The sequence below is a fragment of the Sulfidibacter corallicola genome, assembly GCF_017498545.1.
GTDB classification, from domain to species: Bacteria; Acidobacteriota; Holophagae; order Acanthopleuribacterales; family Acanthopleuribacteraceae; genus Sulfidibacter; species Sulfidibacter corallicola.
On the sequence record NZ_CP071793.1, the window covers coordinates 7,746,749 to 7,766,590 of the forward strand.

Here is a 19,842-nt window from a genome sequence, read left to right on the forward strand (position 1 = left end):
ATGCTGCCGCGTTATGTACTGATCGGCAAACAACTCACGATGATCAAAGGCAAAGTGACCGTCTTGGGTGGCCTGCTCTACGTGTTTACTTTTTTCGGTTGGTCGGCCTTACTGCTCACCTTCGCCAGTGAGTTCCACCTTCTCGCCGACTGGGCGCTTTGGCAAATCGGGCTCTTGATTCTGGCTGCCACCTGGATCACCACGCGCTTGATCGCACGTGTCCTGTTCCACCCGATGCCGCCCGCGCCCATGCCCCGCAACACGCCGAACAGGGTCGAACCCGGCATCCTGCTCCGCCTGTTGGCGTCACGACGCTACCGAACCTTGGGCCGTCTGACACCGGGTCAGCCCTTGGCACCCGTCATCTTCGAGGGAGTTCACCATGAATTTAATTAAGGAATATGGTCGCTTCTGCCTGCTCTTTGGCGCTGCGACCATCGGTGGTGGCATGATCATGGGCGAGCTGTTCCTGCTCATGCGCATCCACTTCAACCCGATTCCCATCCTCATCGCCTGTGCGCTGATCGGCTTGGCCGCGGGCTACCTGGTCCTGTTTCAACACTACGGACCCTTTGTGGCCACCTGGCTGGCCCAGGTCTCCGACACATCGCTGTCCCGATTCACGGCAGACTTCGAGGAGCGACGGACCCCCAAAGGGACGCCCTACCTGGTCACGCCGTCAGGGCCCCGTTTCTTTTTCCGGTTGGTCCTCGATCCGGTCGAGTTCGACAAAACCCGGGAAGCGCCGCCCCGCTTAGCTGGCCTACTGGAGACGCTCAACCACTTCGAGTCGGTCAGCTTGCTTTACAAAAAGGTCGCCATCCGCCACACAGGCTATGCCTGCCATCAGACCGGGTTTCTAACTGAGTTGGTGCAGCAAGTGAACGAGACGTTGCCCACCCCACGCGAGGCGTTGGTGATCGATGTCGCCGTCTCCGCTGAGCCGGACCAAATCGACAACATGAATCTATTTGGGCTACCGTTAAAACCCTTCAAACCCGCGACGATGTACCACACCGCCACCCCCTTGCCCATGCAGGACTACCTGGGTGGGTTGGGACTGACCCACGGCGTCCGCCTCGTGACCAAACCGGATACCGTGCCTTTTGTGCGGTGCATGGACGGCCGTCTTTGGACCGTGCTCGAATGTGCCGGGTTCCACGCGGCCGGTCACGGTGACACCGGTTCGTTCGATCGACTGCAAAAGGCCTTGGATGCAGAGTTGGTGCTCTTCACCCACTATGCCGTGCCGTCCCCGGACGAAGTGCGCCGCGCCTCGGCGGTCAGCTCGTTGACCCAAATCGCGGCGGGTTGGTTCTTCCGTCACACCGCCAAAGATTTTGAACCGGCTTCCTTGGAACGCGCCTTAAGTGACTATCGCGACCGCGTGCAAAGCGCGCCCACCCATTGCCCACGCCAATTACGCGGCCTGGTCCTCATTGGGCGCGAAGTCCCCTGGCAGAGCGTGGAAGGGATCCGCTATCAGTGCCGCGACAAGGTGGGCCTGGACGTGACGCCTCTTCCCGAAGGCGAAACCACGCGGGCGCTCTTGACCCTGATTCCCGGTTGGGAAGGCGCTGCGGCCGGCTTGGGCCGTCACAGCCTCGGTTTCAACGCCTGCCCTTCGGAAATCGTCGCGTGGTTGAGCCAGGTCACGGGTTCGTGGGTTGGCGACCTCGGTCATCCCGCCTACCTGGTCATCGAAACACCCGACGGTGATTCGTTCTCCTGGAGTCCGTGGCAGGACACCGCCTACAATTCGGTCGTGGTGGGGGAGACGGGTTCAGGCAAGAGTTTTTTGCTGAACATGAAGATTTTTGCCCACGTGGCTTCATCCCCGATGGCGCGCACGCTGTTGCTGGACTACGGCGAATCCTTTCTGAATCTGACCCGCCTGTGCGGTGGCCAGGTGATCGACAAACACCAACGCGACCCTGTCACCGGAGAGGCTTACCGGTTTGCGCCGCTGGCCTGCCTCGGCGAGGATGCGGCCGACCTGCCAGCCGCATCGCTGGACAGCCTATTGGAGGACGCGGCCATTTTGACGATGGATTTGTGGCTGTACCGAGTGAACTTGGCCAATTTCGCGCCACCGACCGACGAGGGTGGGTTGCGCAATCTCTTTGACGGTCATTTCAAAGAGATGATCAAGATCGCGGTTCGGGCGTTCTCGTTCGATGGCGAGACTTACGGACACTGTCTCAACCACTGCGCGGCTTACCTCGACGCCCAAGACGCTCGGCTGCGTCACGAGACCACGTCCGACGCCGCCAACGAACGCGAAGCTGTGATCCACCTGCGCCGCACCCTGAATGCCGTTCGTGCCTTGCGGCGCACCTACCTGACCGAGTCGGCAACGGCCTTGCGGTTCGCGGACCCTGGATCTTTCACCTATATCAACCTCGACGGATACCCAGACGCCGAGATCGCGGAACTGCTGCCGATCATGTTGATCAACGCGACCCAGCTCACCACGCGGACGGTGGGTGTTCCGACCCTGTTCCTCATCGACGAGTACAAGAAACTATGCGGATTCCAAGGTGGCGACCTGGTCGGCGACTTCGTGGAAGCCTACTTGAACATCGTCCGTAAGTACCACGTCGCCATGACGTTGTCGTCCCAGCGGGTGGCGCACTTCTCACCCGGTATCCTGGAGGCGACCCAAACCCACCTGGCACTGATTCAGGACATGACGGCCGCCCCGAGTGCGTGGCGGATCAAGGACCCGACCCTGGTCCGCCTGGCGCGCGACGCGAGTCCTGCCTCAGACGTAGGGTATTCCACGGTCACCCTGGCCAAAAAGACCGGCAGTGGGTCGGCGGTGCAGATCGGCGGCCGTCTCCGTGTGCCGCCCATCCTGGTGGAGCTGTTCGAATCCAACAAAAACCTGAAACGCCTGGCTGGCATCGTTGGCGAACGGTTGGGTGTCGCAACCCACCAGCTCGCGCTCGCAGCTCAAAAAGGCGATGCCTATCGACCCATCGCGTCTCCGGCCTGGTACAGAGCGTTGGCTGAAGCGTTCCCCGAGCAGGGCACCTGGTTACAGGAAGCCGCGCAGGTTCTTACCCCCGAAGGCATGCAGACGGGCAAAGCCCAGGGCTTTTTGGCGCGTACCCCTAGCTGATCCTCCGATCCCCGAACCCATACCTCTGAATAGAATAGGAGCCCTCTCATGAAATTGACGGTTGCAGCGGGATTCGTGTGCCTGCTTTCCACCCTCCACTTGGCCCTGACGCTTTTCGCGCTCGTGCAGTATGCTCCCCAAACCGAATCGATGAGTGTGCTGGACCCGGCCCGCCATGTCGCCAACCAGGCTGCGCACCTACCCGACGCGCCGCAGGCCCGCGATTTGGCGTTGAAAGAAGCACTCCGCCGCCATTTCCGCTGGGGTCGGTATCGATCCCAACCACCTGAATTCGTGAATGCCCGAGCATCGGCCTACTGGATTCAGGCGGTCATGGACGAGGCCTGCAAGCCGCTGGTCGGCAGTCAGGTGACGGTGACCCGCGTCGTATGGGGCGCCAATTATGCCAAGGTTGCCTTCCGCGATCACCCGCAATGGCTGCAACTCAACTTTTGGGCGATCGAGCAAGGTCCTCAGTCTTCAGAGAACCCGACCGGTTGGCGGTTCAGCGCTCGGATCAGTCTGATCGACGCGCGCGGGGTGACCCTATGAGTTCTCTGCGCCATGAGCGCTTCCAACTGGGTCTCATGGGCTTCGCGGCAGCGGTGATCCTGGGCGCGGCGCTGGTCCAAGTTCAGGCGATCCGCAATTTGCCGGTGCTTCTTCTCGACGAAGCCCGAGACCTTCCCATCCTAGCCGAGGCCGAGACCGGCATCGATGCCCAGTACACCCGCTGCAAAGCGGTTCTGGTGGCCTTGGGTGGTGTGCTCGCCGCGGTCGCGCCTTACGAGGACCCCACTCGGGCGGAGGCCGCCCTATCCGCCTGGACCCACAACGAGACGTTGATGCGTCGGCTCCAAGGCTACCGCCACAAGCTTTCGGCCGCGCTCCCCGACGAACCGCGCCGGGTGCTGATGCGCACCGACCCCAAGCAACACATCCAAATCTTCCGCACGCACGAGAGTGGGTTCACCGCCAACGTGACCTTCACCGTCGTGCGCGAATCCGATCACCGCGAGTGGTTCACCTGCCACTTTGAAGTCCGCTTGGACCGCGCCGACGTGACCCTCGCCAACCCGATGGGCTTCGCGCTCACCTACGTGAAACCGCTCGATCATTTCAGCTTTTGGGAGGAAACCCCATGACCACCTCGACATTACTTTGCTTACTGACTCTGGCTTTCAGCCCCAACGTCACCGTCACCGACTCGGCCCACACGGTCGAGGTCAATCCCGTGAAGCAGCGCGCGGCGGTTCACTTCAAAGTCCACCCGGATCGACCGACCCTCGTGACGTTCAGCCGTCTACCCGATCCACGGCTGATCGCAGGAAACGAGAGTCACTGGTACGTCACAACCCCGGCTCAGGGCCTTCCGAAAAACATGGTCCACCTCAAGCCCAAACTGCGAGAGGGCGGCCTGCTCAACAACATCCACGTGATGTTCAAGGGCTACCCGGTCGAGCTGGTGTTCGAATCCACACTCGACCCCAAGCAGGCCTCCAGCCAGGTCCAGGTGGTCATCGTCGGCGTGGAATCCCGCGAGGAGGTGGCCTTCGAGGAGCACCAACCGGAAATCGTCTCGTTGCAGGAGCCCGAGGAGTTGCCCGAGACGAGATCGTCCACACCGGCCCTGACCGATCTTTTTCCAGCACTTAGCCTCGAAAAGACATCGTCCACGGCTTCAACCGAGAACGCACCGACCCAACCCATTGGACCTCAGCGGACCCGTCACACGGTTGAAGACGACGAAACCAAGGATGCCGAGCAGAGCGACCCGCAAGCCAAGCCCATCAAGTGGCGTCAAAAAGAGACGCGCTACGGCACAGTTCGCTGGACGGTCAAGGGGACCACGCCCGCAGTCACGTTCCAAGCGCGACCGGACATGGCCGAGCTTTACAGCCTGGAAGTGGTCCGAGGCAAAAAAACCTTCCTGACCCGGCACATGCGCTACGCCGAACCTTTGGCGGTCCACCCCGAGCCCTACGTTGGCCAAAACCATGCCCTGACTTTTAAACGTGTCCATCTCGCGCCGCGAGAGGGCTACTACCTGAGGCTGTTCTTCGCCGGGTCCCGCGACCCCGTGTACATCAAATTGCGTGGGGTCAGGGGGTAAGGATTGAACACCATCAAGAAATGGATGCAAACCTTTCAGACCAAATCATGGGACCGGCGGCTCATCGCGCTGGTGGCGATCGTGCTGTTGCTGATGGCGGCCTTGTACGCCGCGTTCAAGCCACCCCACCGGATGCCCATCCAGGAACCCGCCGTCAGCACGGTGGGCGAACCCGAAACGGTCTTGCCCGTGCGACCCGGATTGCCGACTTCACCGGTTCGGCCTGCACAACCTGTCGATTTGATCCCGCCGAATCTCATCGCTGCCGACCGGCCGGTTCAGGTCGTAGACGCCTCTGGCTCCGGTTCGCATCGCGAACAGCCAGGGGCCGTAGCGACCCAACTTCCCAAGGAGAAAGATTTGAAACAACAAGCTTTGGCAACGCTGGCAGCACGCAAAGAAGCGCCGGCCGTCTTGACCCCTTCCGAATTGAACGAGGCCATCGCCGAGCTTGCCCGTCGCAACGGTGCCGAGCCCAACGAGGTCGAGGTGGATATCGAAGGCTATGAAGCGTCGAACCCCGACCTCTTTTCCTCGGCAGAGGGAAACGATCCCGTCGCGAAGACTGCCAAACGCGTGGAACCCAAAATGACCAAAGCGCCGGTGTTCGGCTGGGTCGGTCCAAAGGAGACGAGTCGCTTTCATTTTGGCCAAAGTTTACCGGCGCGTCTGCTCTCGGATGTGGTCGCGACGGAGGGCGTCACCCATGCCATCGCGCAGGTGTTCGACCCGCTGACGTTCCAACCGCTGGGCTTGACGCTCCTTCGCGTGACCAAGGCCACCGATGCGGCCCGGATTGGGTTGGAGGGCACCCGAATCGTCGAGGGCCGGGGGCACGAGATTCGCGGCCGCTTCGCCGCCTTCCGCGAGGACGGTGCCGAAGGCCTGATCGGTCGCACCAAAATTCACGTGGCGCGTCATCTCGGCCTGCGCCTCTACCGAACCGCGCTTGGCGTCCTTCCTCTGCGCGCAGCATCCGATGACAGCCTGGCCTCGGTCATTGCCACGGAGTCAGGGACCTCCATTCTCGACGACCTGGCCGGTGAGATCGGCGATGAGGGCCTGCCACGTACGGTCTTCCTGCCTCGTGGCACCCGCTTCCGCTTGGTGTTCCTCGGCGCAGCCTCGGTGGACGAGACCCTTGCTGGAACGACTGGATCGGCCTTGCCGTTTCCGGGCTTGGGCGCCACGCCTGAACCCGAAGCGCGAGAAAAAGCGCTCGGCGCCTACATGCGTCGATTGGCGACTTCACCCAAGGGTAAGGCCCCTTCGTTGGAGGCATTCTTGTCGGACCCCGGGTACCTCCAGGAGCTGAACTGATGGGACTGTTTCTACTTTTCTGGTGGCTGCAAGTCAAGTCACCGGCCCCCTGGGATGACGCGCGCGTGCTTCAGGTGCTCTGGCAACAAAAGGGCGCCGAGGCCGAATGGATGCGAGCCTATCTCACGGGACAATGGTCGCTCCATGATCTGCGTGCTGCTGCGGTTCGTCGCTCAGTCCCAGAGCGGAGTCTTCCCAAACGCGGCGACGGCGGCCTACCCGATGTGGCCATTCCCGAAGGGAGTGCGATGGGGTTCTATGGCGGCGACGCCCTGTGCGACGGTCCCGGTGTCCCCATGGCTCACCCGTTCCTCATTCCGAGCTACATCACCATCCTCTACCAGCGCCTGGCCTACGACCCCGGTGTGGCGGCTTGGACCGACGAGCGCCACGGTGTCGACGGGGATGTAGGTGTGGTGTATCGTGGCTACGTCCAACGCATATGGGGTCATGGCTTTTTCATCGAGATGGAGACCGATCCGTTGAATGGGGTCCACCAACGGATCGACCTGATTCATTTCCGTGAGGAGGATTGCCATCCCGATCCGCTCATCGAGATCCCCTGTATTCGTGACAAATCCTTGTATTCCTTTACCTGGGCGGTACGCGACGGCACCTACCAAATCCGCCGAGCCAAACCAGGTTGGCGCGACGTGCCCCAGTTGGCCGATTTCTACGTACCCGCACAGCACGTCCAGGTGGCGGGCACCCCCTGCATTGAGATGCGGGCCGTCCAAGGCATTGATGCTGGGTTTTTCGAAGGATCAAACTCCATCTGGACTACGGCACCGGATTTTCCTTACACCCCCTGTGGCGACTTCCCGTTCGACCTATTCCACCTGATCACTCAGCGACGGTGGAACCCCTGGCCCGGTTCGGGCATGCCGCTGCTCAGTTTCACTGCGGCCAACCCGACCGACAAACAGAGGGACCGTACCATGGCCGACTTCGAAGCGGCCCGGGCGCAACCGACCGCCTTGGACGAGGAGGCCGGATTCGATCCCGAACTGCTCGGTGCCGACCGACACACCCAACTCTTGGAGACGGACGACTACGCCCAGCGGGCCACCCGAGAGGCACGGGCCCGGCTGGCCCAACTGGAGGCCGAACTCATCCAACTCGGCGAAGCCTTTCCTGACTCCCCTTTGGCCGGATTCGCCAGGTTCGCAAGCCGGAATGTGGATCCCGACCATGTGCTGTACCTCTACGATCTGGCCGACGCCGATCAACTCACGACGTTGCGCGAGATGTTCCCCGCCTGGGTCGGAGAAACCATCCTGGGCAAACCCGATCGGGGGTTTACCCACGAAGTCGCGGTGTGGTTCGACATCGATTGGCGCCCGCCCTGGGAGTCGGAGCAGTACGAAGTCGCCTTCAACCATCCCAACGAGATCATTCCGTACCTGGACAACCTCGATGCGGAGCTGGTCGCGCAGGGAGCGCAAACCAAAGCGATCGTGACCACGACGAATCTGGTCGATCGTTACGACGATACCCATCGCGCCTCGGGTTGGCCTCAGTGGGGGTGGCCCGACATTGAGAACCCCGACACCTACTGGACGATCTACCTCACCTGGCGGTAGCGCTACCGCTACCGTCTGCCATCCCGCTAACCGTCCATCCGCCTGTCGACCAGTTCATCTGGTCGCATGGGGACCGGTGCGCTTGGTGCCCAGCCCCATTCATCGTTGACAACGAAAGTTAGAGGAGGACCCTATTTCGAATGTGATTGAACACCTGTTTCAACCTGCCGGATCCCTGTTGCTACTCACCACCGTGGCTACAGGATTGGCCTGGTACCGCAACGCTCTGGACATGCGCAGGGCGTGGCTCTGGACGATGTTTGTGAGCCTGTTCGCCTTCAACTGGCATGTCTGGTTGGTTTTCATGGAACCCCCGACCGTGCTCCAGAATCCCTTCCAGTTCATTCAAAACACCCAAGCCAACCCGATCGCCCGTTACCTCTGGTTGTGGATCAAATACATCTGCTACACCCTGGGCGGTGCGGCCGGATCGACGGGCGCCATTTTCGGGATTGGCGGGTTCTGGATCGGCCGCCAAGACCTCATGAAGCAAGGGGTCATCAGCGCCATTGCGGGGTTTGCGTTCATCCTCGTCATCCCCTTCGTGCGCATGGTGTTCGGCTCGTGGATCACCTTTGCCGAGCAGCAGCCTTATCTGCCGGAGGTGCAAGCACGCATGCCGGTGGTCGCAGAGCCGGTTTCGGAATCGTGGGTGTCGGATCTCGAATGGATGGTCGCAAAACGACGCGACGCCGGGAACCATAAGGACCCTCGTAAGCCCGGTGGACCTCGCCTTGCCATGGGCCGCAACAGCGGGAACCACAAGGACCCCCGCAAACCCGGTGGACCTCGCCTCGCCATGGGCCGCAACAGCGGGAACCACAAGGACCCCCGCAAACCCGGTGGACCTCGCCTCGCCATGGGCCGCAACAGCGGGAACCACAAGGACCCCCGCAAGCCCGGTGGACCTCGCCTCACCATGGGCCGCAACAGCGGAGACCACAAAGATCCACGAAAACCCAGTGACTATCGCGCCACTGCATGCCGTAAGCACGGTGGCTGCATCACAAATCCCTTTGACCGAGCAGGTAGGCCCCATGCCTTCGGTGTCTAACCGGCCACGATCCCCTTCGCGTGACCGCGGCCCGCGAGCGATCGATCGCTGGAAGCCGCAACACCAAGAATCGGGGAAGGAAGCTGATACCAAGCCAAAGCCACCCGCTGGGCTTGCCCACTTCGAGTTCCTTTTGGAACAGGGCCGATTGCCACCCTATCTCCAGCTCATCGAAGACCTTCCCCAAGCCTGCGATGCCCCTCCAACCCCCTGGGCGGTACAGGCCCGCCGTGAATGGCCCAAAGTCGCCAAACGGCTCTCACTCCCGGTCGGCAAGCACGCAGCCAACACCGAACGGGGCATCATCATCCGCATCCAACACCACCTGATCGCCTTTGACCTCGATGCCCTTTGGCGTCACCTCAACCTCTTTTATTAGGAGTCCCCATGTTCCAAGCCATTCGTGACTGGATCGAGCGCGAACCCACTCTCGCACAGCGGGAAATGCTTGCCCGTGATCTCCAAAACCCCTGGTTCCGCGCGGCCTGGACGATCGTCGACCTACCGCGTCGATACTTCATGCCCATCCTGTACACCTGCTTCGGCTTGTTCGTGTTCCTCGCCTTCCTGGGAACCGGCGTCCTTGATCCACTGCTTGATCTCATCTACTACCGCTAAAGCTTGAACCGGGCGCGGGTTCCCATTCCGGGGCCCCGCCCCTTTTTCTCCCGTCCCTTCCCAATAGGGCGGGCCAAGGAGGCTATGTGCAACAAACTCTCTACATCCAACGCGTCATCATCTGTGTTTTGGCCGTGACCAGCTTGGTCGGGATTGTTTTCTCCATCAAGGCGGGTCGCGACCTCGACGCTTACTGGTGGCAACTCCATTGGACTCAACGCGTCATGGCCCAAGCCGATCAGGAACGCCAAATCCAGAGTCAGGTCAATGCCAAGATCCGTGAACTCTTCCAGGGTCTGGAACACTGCAAGTGCAGCGGTGATCCCGTGGACCGCAACCGCCTCTGGCGCGAGTTTTTGGAACTGTTGACCATGGAGGAGGAGATCCGGTCCGGAGGGGATCGCCTGTTCCAAGAGTGGGAGAACCGGCTGGAGTTCGAGCATGAATGACTACAGCGTCTTCAACTCCGCCGAATCCATCCTCGACGTCAACGCCACCTTGATTCAGTGGCTCGGCGTGGGTTACTGGCTCAGTCTCTTTGCGGTCGGTGTGGCGATCTGGTGCATTCGCTACCTCAAAACCCATCTCTTCGCGCCACTTGAATCCAAGCCTGCCCTGAAAAACCGGGCCCTACTCAACGTCATCATGGGTGGGGTCATGTGCGCCATGGTCGTAGTGCCGGTTGGTCAGGTGCCGTATCTCAACCAAATGATCGATGTGGAAGATGGACAGCTTGTCACCCCGGCGGCCGCGTTCACCAAAGTGGTGTTGGCCGACGGTTCCGACTACCTCACCCTCGTGATCCTCATCAGCGCACTGGGCCTACCTCACGATTTGGCCCACAACAGCGAGTACCACGAGGTCACCGCCAACGAGCACGCCGAAAGCTGGTTCGGTGCGCGCACAGACTGGCTCCAAACCCTGATCACCTATGAAGTCACTGGCTACGAGGACGCTGAAGCCCTGGCATTTCGCGCCGGACAAACCATTGAGGAAACCGAAGACGATGAAGGCGGTATTGTCCGTGGCGTTAAAAATGCTGTCGGTGCCGCAAAGGTCGCCTACGATGCCGCTCAATCGGCGTTCACGATCTTTCTGGCGATGTTGGCCTCACCCTACACCGCCATCACCTACATCGTGGGTCTTTTCATCCTGGCGGTCGTAGCGTTGTGGATCAACCTTATCGCCTACGCGTTCCCCCTGTTGTTCGCGGCGGTGCTGTTCCTGCTCCCCATTGCCTACCTGTTTGATGGGTACGGTCGGTTGATGCCATTGATTAAGTTCTTGGTGGCGTTTGCCTTGGCCAAACCCTTGGCGATGCTGTTCGTGGCGTTGCCCTTCTCCATCATTGACGGCTATTTGCTCAACCTCTATCACACCTCCGGCATCGCGGGACCGCCACTCGATTCGGTGTTTACCGCTAGCTATTGGGAGGTCGTCACCACCACCCACGCCAATATGGATTACAGCCTACCGCTCATCTTGGGTCTCGGTTCGGCTGGAGCCTTGATGGCCCTGATCGCACCGATGGTGGCTTTTCTGATTCTTGGCGCCGAGGGCGGCACCCTCGCAGGGTTCGTCTCCAGCATGTACCTGACCGCTGCCAACGCTGCCGCCAAAGTGGCGGGTCGCGCTGCACCGCTTGTGGGTGGCCCCATGTCTGCGGCAACGAGCGCGACTCAGGCCGCCGGTGCTGCCGCGAGCACCATGCCCATCAATAGCCCCGGATCCCTCACCCCGGCCACACAACCAACCTCGTCCAAACCGACCTGACGAAGGAGGCAACATGACCCACGCGTCACCGCCAACCCCCGATGTGGCCGGACTGCTCGGCCCATTCGCGTTGCTGGGCATGGCCATCGAAAAACCCGTTGCATGGATGCACGCCCGTGTGGCCTCACGTGGCACCCGGACCTTGGTGGTCTGGTACCTCGTTCTGGCATGGTTCATCGCCATGCCGCTGCGCGCTGATTTCCTGGGATTCGATCTCATCCCCCTCGCCGGTATGCTCCTCGCCAATATTCGCGAGTTCTACATGGAGTACCAGAAACAAATCATTCTGCTCAAGAAAACGGCTCAGGCCTACTACTACGCCCGCGCCATCGACGTCGACCAACTCAAGCGAGACGTCGGCGAACTGGTCGCTCTCGAAACCGTCGACGGGTTCCGCGTGCTGCTCAACCGTACGGCGAGCGACTACGCCGAAGCCATGATCTACGACGGCCAGCAGCGCGAGGAGGGGCCAGCTCAACCTGCCAGCCATGATGGCCAGGCCCAAGTCGGGCTGCGCTTTCGGGTGACCTCTTCCGACGGCGAGGCCACCTACAAAACCAACTCCGAAATCTGGAACGCGCTGTTCAATCCCTACGATCCCGAGTGGGATCCGGCCATGACCCACGAGACCTTCCTCGTCTTGAAAATGCGCTATCGCTGGCTCAGTCGCGAGCTGGGCAAGTACCGGAGAGCCGTTCGGACCTACAAACAGTTGGCCGCACACTGGAAGAACCTCTTCCTCCAAGACATCGAGCAGGCCAGCATTCAGAGCGCCATTCGGTACGCCGTCTCGTCCTCCCTGCAAATGGACAGTTTGGCGGCCAAACTCAAATCCATCCGCGAGGGGCCAATCCAAGAATTTTTCCAGGGCCGCATCGAGTATTGGACCACCCGCTACAACGACGTCCATCAGGAACTGATCCGCATCGATTGGGCCATCGCCCAGATGCAGGAGGACATGACCTGGATGGAACGGCGTGCTTTGAACCAGGTTGCGGCCCGAATCCGACTCAAGAGCCTCAAGCGGTGGAACTATCTGTTGCCCGTGGGCAAGCGCAAAGCACCCGCGTCTCGACTCAAACCCGTCCCGCACCTGCATTGGAGCGCCTTTCCCAAGGGATGGGCCGCATGAGTGAGGTGAAACCAACAAACCAAGGAGGTTCTGTGATCAAAACGGTGAAAGGATGGCACATCCGCCTACTGCGCGAACAGGGGGTGATTGCCTCCGCCCTGTATCAAACCCTGACCCGGAACGCCTTCCCGTCTCATCGGTTTCCCGTGGACCGTCGGTTTCTCTATGGCGTGTCGCCGACCCGGCCGTACACGTTTTGGACAGCGACCGATCATGCCCGGTCCGTGATTGCCCGGGAAACAACCGCCTGGTGTCAAATCGGCATGGCCATCAGCCTGACCTGTTTGAAAGGGACGCATTGGGCGGCGTTGGCGGAAGCCGAGGGACGTTGGCTGCGCATGCCCTTTCCCAATAGTGCGATTCAGATGGGAAACCTGTTCATTGCCTGGGCCTACAAGTACCAGAACCAGACCTGGCCTCAGCTTCAACGTCAAATCCTCCAGCAACGGGAGGCGATGGCCAAAGAGGGGATGACCTCTCGGTGGATTCTACCCGCGACCCAAATGGAGCCCTTACCTCCAGACCTCGGTTTCAAGATGGCCGATCACACCACGCTCCCCTTCGTGCTGGATCCCCGCGTCCGCGATCCCATCATCGGGCTCGACATCGATGACATCACCCTCCAAAACCGCAAGGCACGTCCATGATTGGCCTTGCATGTTGGATGATCGTCTGGGGTGTGGGGTCATGGTTCTATCATCGGTACCTGTGGCCTTGCGTTTGGGCCCCGGTGCCGGTGGGCGGACCACGCCTCGTCTTCGACATTGCCCTATGCGGCCTCGTCACGCTGCAAGCCGAATCCCTTTGGCGCAAGCGTTCGGTTCGCCGCAATCCGCGTGCCCTATGGGGAAGCGTGTTTCGGGAACCCGAGTTTCGGCGTTGCGAGAAAAACGTGAAGGCGTTTCTTCAAAAGGAAGCCCAGGCCAACTGCACGCATTGCGGCGGGACGGGAAAGGTTTCCCAAGAAGACACCGAATGTCAAACTGCATGCTCCGCATGCGGCGGGACGGGATTTCCCGGTGGCCGCGTGCGGCCGCCTTTTTCCATTCGCTACCGCGATCGAAACAGTGTGTTCATTGGTTTCGATGCCCTCACCAAAGAACCTGTATTCCTTGCAAGCGAGGCCACCTATCGAGCAACCCATGTCTACGGCATTCAGGGAACCGGCAAAACCAAACGCATCGGTCGATTGGTCTTGAATCAACTGTTCGCCGATTCGCTGAGCAGCATCCTCTATTTCTCACTCAAAACCGAAGATGCGCGCGAAATGGCCAGGCTGGCCCGCGCTTCCGGCTGGCGCGTTCACGTCATGAAGGGTGTCTGTCTTCTGAATTCCTTCAGCCATTGGGGTCAGTTTGAGGCCGGGGTTCGCAAAGGCATGACGGCCGCAGGCTATCAGGCACGGGAATCATTTTGGTTCGACCGCACCATGCAGCTTCTCGGCGAGGCCTACCGCCACAGTCTCGCAACCCAAAAGGTCGCCCGCCTCGGCCCCACCATCCAGAAGGTATTGGCGACCCTGCGGGCAGAGGCGGCTGCAGGGAACAACGTCAAGGCGGACCAAATCGCCGTGTCGGACGTTGCCAGCTATCTTCTCGAATTCGACGATCCACTATCGCCGGTGCGTTGGGTCTACGATGCCCAGCCCGGTGACTTCGTGCCCGGTTGTACGCCAGGCGAGGTCCAGGCGTCGCAGTTCGCGGACTGGTCGCTCATGGCCCAGCCGCGAACGATGGTCATCGTCCCCCCGACGGGGACCAGCCGAGCCGGACTGGTCGCAGCGACCGCCCTGAAATACGCCTATCTCCTTTGGTTCGAGGACAACAAAGACACCTGGCAGGTATCCAGCCCCGATACCCGCCACCGCAAGGTCGTCTTCCAAGACGAGGGCGACAACTTTCTCATCATCAGCCCCCGCAAGGACTTCGACGACATTTACGCTACCAAGACTTGGCGCGAGTTTGGTCACTCTAGCTGGGTGTTCACCCAATCCAAGGAGGCGGTACGTTCTGCGGCGGGCAAAGACCGCGCCCAAACCTACCTCAGCGTGGTGGGCAATCAACTGACCTTCGCAATTCCAGACGAAGAGGTCGCCAAGTGGATCAAGGAACTCCCGGAATACGAGTACCAAACCCGAACCGTCAACCTCAACCGATCCGCGGAAGGCTATGAGGACGACGCCGACATGCTGCGCGGCAACCTCCAGGTCTCCCGTGGTGAATCGTTGCAAACAGCACGCGGGCCGTGGATCACGGGCGAGTGGTTCCAACGCCTGCCAAAGGGCTGCGCAGTCTTTCAACAAGCGGGTCAAACACCACGGGTCCTTTGGATTCCGTTTCATGGCCATGTTGCCATCGATGGGGCACCCCAGAACGAGGAGGAAGCATGAGTTCTGTTCGAGTTGAAACCAAACGTGGCGCGACGGTCGTCTCCGTCGCCGGGTCTCTGGATCCGGGAAGCCAACCCCAACTGGATCGCGTATTCCGCCACCTGTCCCGCGTGCGCCAATATAACATCCTCCTCCAGGCGAAGGCTGTGGATCGGGTCTGTGGTACCGCTATCACCAAACTACAAGCATGGTCGCAGACGCTACAAGACCGAGGTGGCTTTTTGTGGGTCGTAGAGCCTTCACCAAGCGCACGCCGCGATTTGGCGCTGCATACGCGGGGATCCATGGTGGCCTTTCCCTCCGAGCGAATGGCCTGGCATTTGGTGGAGCACATCCTGAACGCCAAGCTCATTCGCGAAATGTGCCGGGAAACCCATACTGACGCCAAGACAGGTTTACTGAATCAAACCTATGTACATACATGCTGGGCCCCGACCCATCCCCGACTCGGCGAGGATGAACACGGCCCGGTGCTTTTGGGCCTCATCGAAGCCCATGGGCTCGATTTCAGGAATGAGCACTACCGGGATCGAATCATGGTCGAGGCAGCGAAGCGCCTGTCTGTCCTGTGCGGACGCCGCGACCTCTTGATCCGCTGGGGGGCTTCTTCATTCCTAGTCATCGCGCGAATACAAAATTCGGATGCGATCCCTTTTGCAGGAAGGGTCATGTCCGCATTGCGTCACCCCGTGAAGACGACGTTTGAAGCAACCAGAACCGTTGTCTGGTCGTTTGGTCTGGTCCAGTGCCCGCTGCTGGTCGATCGGTCATTGACGTGTGCAGAAGGTCTCCGTTTGGTTGTGGAAGCGATGGCGCGAGCCAAAACGGAAGGAGGAGATCGCTGGATCGCGGCGACAAGTACCAAACGGCCTTACCCCTTTCTGAGCGGCCAGCTTCCCGACCTCTCCGTATTGGCTACCGCCGGATTGATCGAGATCCATCGAGAGGTGCCTCTCGAGGAACCGGAAACCCACCCCGCCGTGTCAAAACCCAAGACCTGGGTAAAGACCGGCAATTCCCAGCGAATCCGTACCCGAAGGACGCGTCTGAAACTCCTTCGCCGTCTGTGAGCGAAGCCACCCATCATCACGATCGCGTCGCTTGGGGCGCCAACCTATCGCGGCTGCGAGTCCGGTCAAGCCTGGCGGCTTGACAGGGCCCCGCGAGCCGCGAGGGTTCCGCCCGTGAGCGACGCCATCTCCATGATGAAGCAAGGAGGGTTCATGCGATTTGGACAGCACTGGTACCGACATAAGGATGAGTGGCGACCTGGCCCCTGGTTGCCCTTCCCGAATCTGGACCAAGCCTTGGACGCCGAATGTGATTTTGTCAGCGTTCTGGAACTCTACACCACGGTCGACGCATACCGCACTTGGCAGCAACACCATCGCGATCACGGCCGTAAACCCAGCGAGCAATCCCTATCCGTCCCGTTCAGAGGCCCGTTTTACGCCGATTTCGATAGTGCGGACCAGCCCGAGATCTTAAGAATGGAATTACACCGCGCTCTTGACCGATTGCGCCAACAATCCGGGATCGATCCACGTGCGTTTAGGTTGTGGTTCAGCGGCGGCAAGGGCTTTCACCTGGTCATCCCCGCGAGCTGTTTTGGTCTCGAAGGGTTCCAGCATCGGAAATTGCCCACCCTGTATCGGTATCTCACCAAAGAGTTGGGCTTGGGGGAGATCTGCGATCCAGCCGTGTACAGTGAAGGGCGAGGACGGTTGTGGCGCGTCTCGTGGAAGCGGCGCCCGAACGGCATGCGCAAGATCCCCATCACCTGGCAGGACCTCGCCCAAAGCACCTTCGACGATATGTGCCAATGGTCCGCAGGCAACACCACATGGGTTCCAGAGCACATGCACGCCAACGAACCCAATCCCTACTTGCGCCATGCGGTCAAACGGGAATGGGATCAATGGCGTCAAGATCGAAAAAACAGAAATGCCCACATTCAGCCAAACCCCGATCGCAACCTTGATCCGTTGAGGTGGACGACGGAACGCCACCAACACCAAGATCGACTCATTTCCGAGGCACTACAAAGCCTGCCCAGCACCTACGCAGACGACTACCAAACCTGGTTGACCGTCGGCATGGCGCTGCACCAAGCCTATCGTGGTTCCGACGAGGGGCTAAAGCTGTGGCGTGACTGGTCGGTGCAGTCTCCCAAATACGATGCTCGCGTGCTTTCAAGAAAATGGCGCTCTTTCAAGGTTGGGGGTCGCGACCGCATCACCCTGGGCACCCTGTTCTATTTGGCCAAAAAAGCCGGCTGATCCACATGGCTCCTCGTGGGGCTCGAAGGGCGCAATGTGGCACACGAACCCCGGGCGGGCAAGCTGCTCCTTCGTCGCTGTACGCTTGCCCGCCCGAGAACCGTGCGCCTCCGCGCACCCATCGAACCACCACTGAGGAGGCCTTCATGGATTCAACCTTTGTTCATTCGGATGTTCCAGGTTCTCGAAGTGACATCCATATCCAAAGACCCCAAGAGTTGTTCATCGGAGGTAATGAGATGGCGGTTCAAAAACCCAGTGAGTTGATTTTTCAAGAGTTGTCCAGCTTCGCCAAAAAACACAACCTCAATCTGTCGGTCAAAGAACTCAGCACTTGGGCGGAGCGGATGTTCGCGCGGCTCAACGGCCAACTCGTCACCCACAAGGAGGCCGCGGCCATGTTGGGGGTCAGCCCCGAGATGATGCACCACTACCGCAAGGACGCATTGATCGAAGGCATCCCCAAGAACCCGCACGCGGCCAAACCCCACTGGTTATACCAACTGTGCGACGTCCTCCAGCTCAAGAGCTACCGCGCTAGTCTCAGGGCCAAACGGCAGGCATCGGCACGGGTCTGAAGGCGAATGGCAACTCGGGAAATCCAATCAACAGGAATGGAAGGAGATAAATATGGCCAAAAAAGGAAAACGATATGTCGACCACTATTTAATGAAGGAGCGAGCCAAAGGAAGACGATTTTCCCAAGAACAGGAAAAACAGCTCGAGCGCCAATTCGAAGGGGTCTACCTGCACTCCGATGGGAGGCGTTTCATTGCGGTGGCCAACGTGCCCTACATCGACGCCAAAGGCCGGAAGCGTTACAAGCGACCGGAAAAGACCTTCAAGACGGTGACGGACGCGCGCAATTGGCTGGAAGAGAAGCGGGTCGAATCGCGCAAGGGAGTCGAGGCCGCCGAGACAGCCGACCCCACCTTGGCACAGATTATGGAGATCGCCCAACCCAAAAAGGAAATACTCCCCACGTGGAACCGAGTTCAGCGGTGGTGGCGGACCATCAATGAATATTTTGGATCGACGCGAAAGGTCTGCACCATCAAGGATCGCGACATCATCGCCTACCAGGCATGGTTGCTGACAAGACCCAATGGCAAGCTCTGTCGGAGCGAAGAGGGGGATGCGACCTGCCCGACCATCCAACCCATCACGGTGAATGCTTATTGCGGGGAGCTGTTATGGCTCATCCGAGAGGCCCATCGTCTCGGGTTGATCAAGGTCATGCCCCAGTACACACCCATCGCGACATTCAGTCATCGTCCATTGAATATCACGCTCCAAGATTTCCTAAAAGTGGTGGATGTCTTCCCGCAACATCGTGCACTTTTGCTGCTTGCCCTCAATACCGGGGCACGAAAAGGCGATATCTTTCGGCTGACCCTGGATCGAATTGCCAAGCGCGAAGTCTTGCAGGACGGAAAACGACTGATGAAGACGGTGGTCACGGTACGCTCGACCAAGACCAACAAAGAGAACATCCAGGTCCCGATGCTCCGCAAAGTGGAGGCGGCCTACGAGGCTCACATCCAGCAGCAGAGCGCCTGGTTGCAAAAGTTCTACAACGACATTGCCGATCCGAAGGCTCCCAATCACAGAAGGAGGGTCGCGTGGTACCAGCGGTGCAGGGCCGCCTTGCATCACAAGGTGCAGAAACAAAACCAGAGCAAGTGCCCCATCAAAGAAACGCTACCTGATCTCAAACCATTGGCAGAGTTACGAGGGCCCGGGGACTTGAATCCCATGGGTCTGGTATTTGTCAGCAAGCAAACGCTTCGGCCGTACAAATCCATTGGGTGGGCCCTGGATAGCGCCATCAAAAGAGCGGGTGTGGCCGAGTTCTCCATGCACTCGGTACGCCATTTGGCCACAACGGTTCTGCTCGATATCACAGGTGGAGATGTAGACCAGGTCCAGCGCATCATCGGTTGGTCGAGTACAGCCATGTTGCAGATCTACGGGCACATTGCGCACCGACACCTCAAAACCTTCGAGAAGTTCGACGAGTTGTTGGGCGATGCCGAAGAATGGGCCCAGGAAGATCAGACCGAATCCTCCCACCTCAAAGCCAAAAAGTGGAAGTGGAAAAAGAAAGCATTAGCGAAGAGCATGAACCGCGTGGCGTAGACCGAAAAAGGCTCCAGAATTGGACGCCAACCCATGAACCCGATTGAATCAAATTCTTGATATTCGGTATTTAGTAGGAAAAAAGTTGAAAGCATGTCACGAGACCAAGGTAAGACCTCAAAAAAATGGCACGTCGTCACTCATCATAACCTATATAAATTAAGCTATTTGAAGCGCCTTGGAAAATTCATATTTCTCCTTGGATCGCTTCGAAGTGTCGGCCGGGCCGGCCAACCTACTGCCGCGCCGATCCTCAAAGCATGCGGGAACTCTGATCATGGATCGCTTCGACAAGTTCATCCGGCGGATGAACCTACC

The 19,842-nt window shown here is 59.7% G+C and carries 19 protein-coding genes; all 19 read left to right on the plus strand.

Annotated elements, in window-relative coordinates:
- The 19 genes from J3U87_RS23785 to J3U87_RS23875 all read left to right on the plus strand — a co-directional run bounded on the left by J3U87_RS23785 (nucleotide 1) and on the right by J3U87_RS23875 (nucleotide 19,524).
- Entirely contained in the window at nucleotides 1-396 is a 396-nt protein-coding gene (locus tag J3U87_RS23785) for a hypothetical protein (protein WP_237378276.1), read from the plus strand.
- Complete coding sequence (locus tag J3U87_RS23790; protein WP_237378277.1) at nucleotides 383-3,124, plus strand: hypothetical protein; 2,742 nt, start codon at nucleotides 383-385, stop codon at nucleotides 3,122-3,124. The genes J3U87_RS23785 and J3U87_RS23790 overlap by 14 nt, the downstream gene beginning before the upstream one ends.
- A 48-nt stretch (nucleotides 3,125-3,172) precedes the next feature.
- Nucleotides 3,173-3,676, plus strand: a complete 504-nt coding sequence (locus J3U87_RS23795; protein ID WP_237378278.1) for a hypothetical protein — start codon at nucleotides 3,173-3,175, stop codon at nucleotides 3,674-3,676.
- Complete coding sequence (locus J3U87_RS23800) at nucleotides 3,673-4,269, plus strand: hypothetical protein (protein WP_237378279.1); 597 nt, start codon at nucleotides 3,673-3,675, stop codon at nucleotides 4,267-4,269. Before J3U87_RS23795 ends, J3U87_RS23800 begins: the two co-directional genes overlap by 4 nt.
- Entirely contained in the window at nucleotides 4,266-5,237 is a 972-nt protein-coding gene (locus tag J3U87_RS23805) for a hypothetical protein (RefSeq protein WP_237378280.1), read from the plus strand. The genes J3U87_RS23800 and J3U87_RS23805 overlap by 4 nt, the downstream gene beginning before the upstream one ends.
- Before the next feature lie 3 nt (nucleotides 5,238-5,240).
- Complete coding sequence (locus J3U87_RS23810; protein ID WP_237378281.1) at nucleotides 5,241-6,557, plus strand: hypothetical protein; 1,317 nt, start codon at nucleotides 5,241-5,243, stop codon at nucleotides 6,555-6,557.
- Nucleotides 6,557-8,140 carry a hypothetical protein gene (locus J3U87_RS23815; RefSeq protein ID WP_237378282.1) on the plus strand — a complete coding sequence of 528 codons (1,584 nt, stop codon included), beginning with the start codon at nucleotides 6,557-6,559 and terminating at the stop codon, nucleotides 8,138-8,140. The genes J3U87_RS23810 and J3U87_RS23815 overlap by 1 nt, the downstream gene beginning before the upstream one ends.
- Before the next feature lie 142 nt (nucleotides 8,141-8,282).
- On the plus strand, nucleotides 8,283-9,194 hold the full coding sequence (locus J3U87_RS23820; RefSeq protein WP_237378283.1) for a hypothetical protein: 912 nt from the start codon (nucleotides 8,283-8,285) through the stop codon (nucleotides 9,192-9,194).
- Nucleotides 9,195-9,342: 148 nt separating this feature from the next.
- Nucleotides 9,343-9,573 (plus strand): hypothetical protein, encoded by a 231-nt coding sequence (locus tag J3U87_RS23825; protein WP_237378284.1) that lies wholly within the window; start codon nucleotides 9,343-9,345, stop codon nucleotides 9,571-9,573.
- A gap of 8 nt (nucleotides 9,574-9,581) precedes the next feature.
- Complete coding sequence (locus tag J3U87_RS23830; protein WP_237378285.1) at nucleotides 9,582-9,812, plus strand: hypothetical protein; 231 nt, start codon at nucleotides 9,582-9,584, stop codon at nucleotides 9,810-9,812.
- Nucleotides 9,813-9,898: 86 nt separating this feature from the next.
- On the plus strand, nucleotides 9,899-10,261 hold the full coding sequence (locus J3U87_RS23835) for a hypothetical protein (RefSeq protein ID WP_237378286.1): 363 nt from the start codon (nucleotides 9,899-9,901) through the stop codon (nucleotides 10,259-10,261).
- A complete protein-coding gene (locus J3U87_RS23840) occupies nucleotides 10,254-11,585 on the plus strand; it encodes a hypothetical protein (protein ID WP_237378287.1) in 1,332 nt (443 codons plus the stop codon). Before J3U87_RS23835 ends, J3U87_RS23840 begins: the two co-directional genes overlap by 8 nt.
- A gap of 13 nt (nucleotides 11,586-11,598) precedes the next feature.
- A complete protein-coding gene (locus J3U87_RS23845) occupies nucleotides 11,599-12,717 on the plus strand; it encodes a hypothetical protein (protein WP_237378288.1) in 1,119 nt (372 codons plus the stop codon).
- Nucleotides 12,718-12,749: 32 nt separating this feature from the next.
- On the plus strand, nucleotides 12,750-13,364 hold the full coding sequence (locus J3U87_RS23850) for a hypothetical protein (protein WP_237378289.1): 615 nt from the start codon (nucleotides 12,750-12,752) through the stop codon (nucleotides 13,362-13,364).
- 380 nt (nucleotides 13,365-13,744) lie between these two features.
- On the plus strand, nucleotides 13,745-15,106 hold the full coding sequence (locus J3U87_RS23855) for a type IV secretory system conjugative DNA transfer family protein (protein WP_237378290.1): 1,362 nt from the start codon (nucleotides 13,745-13,747) through the stop codon (nucleotides 15,104-15,106).
- Nucleotides 15,103-16,176 (plus strand): GGDEF domain-containing protein, encoded by a 1,074-nt coding sequence (locus J3U87_RS23860; RefSeq protein WP_237378291.1) that lies wholly within the window; start codon nucleotides 15,103-15,105, stop codon nucleotides 16,174-16,176. The genes J3U87_RS23855 and J3U87_RS23860 overlap by 4 nt, the downstream gene beginning before the upstream one ends.
- 153 nt (nucleotides 16,177-16,329) lie before the next feature.
- Nucleotides 16,330-17,385, plus strand: a complete 1,056-nt coding sequence (locus J3U87_RS23865; RefSeq protein WP_237378292.1) for a PriCT-2 domain-containing protein — start codon at nucleotides 16,330-16,332, stop codon at nucleotides 17,383-17,385.
- Between the two features lie 239 nt (nucleotides 17,386-17,624).
- On the plus strand, nucleotides 17,625-17,963 hold the full coding sequence (locus J3U87_RS23870; RefSeq protein WP_237378293.1) for a hypothetical protein: 339 nt from the start codon (nucleotides 17,625-17,627) through the stop codon (nucleotides 17,961-17,963).
- Nucleotides 17,964-18,015: 52 nt separating this feature from the next.
- Entirely contained in the window at nucleotides 18,016-19,524 is a 1,509-nt protein-coding gene (locus J3U87_RS23875; protein WP_237378294.1) for a tyrosine-type recombinase/integrase, read from the plus strand.
- The last annotated feature ends 318 nt before the right edge of the window (nucleotides 19,525-19,842 follow it).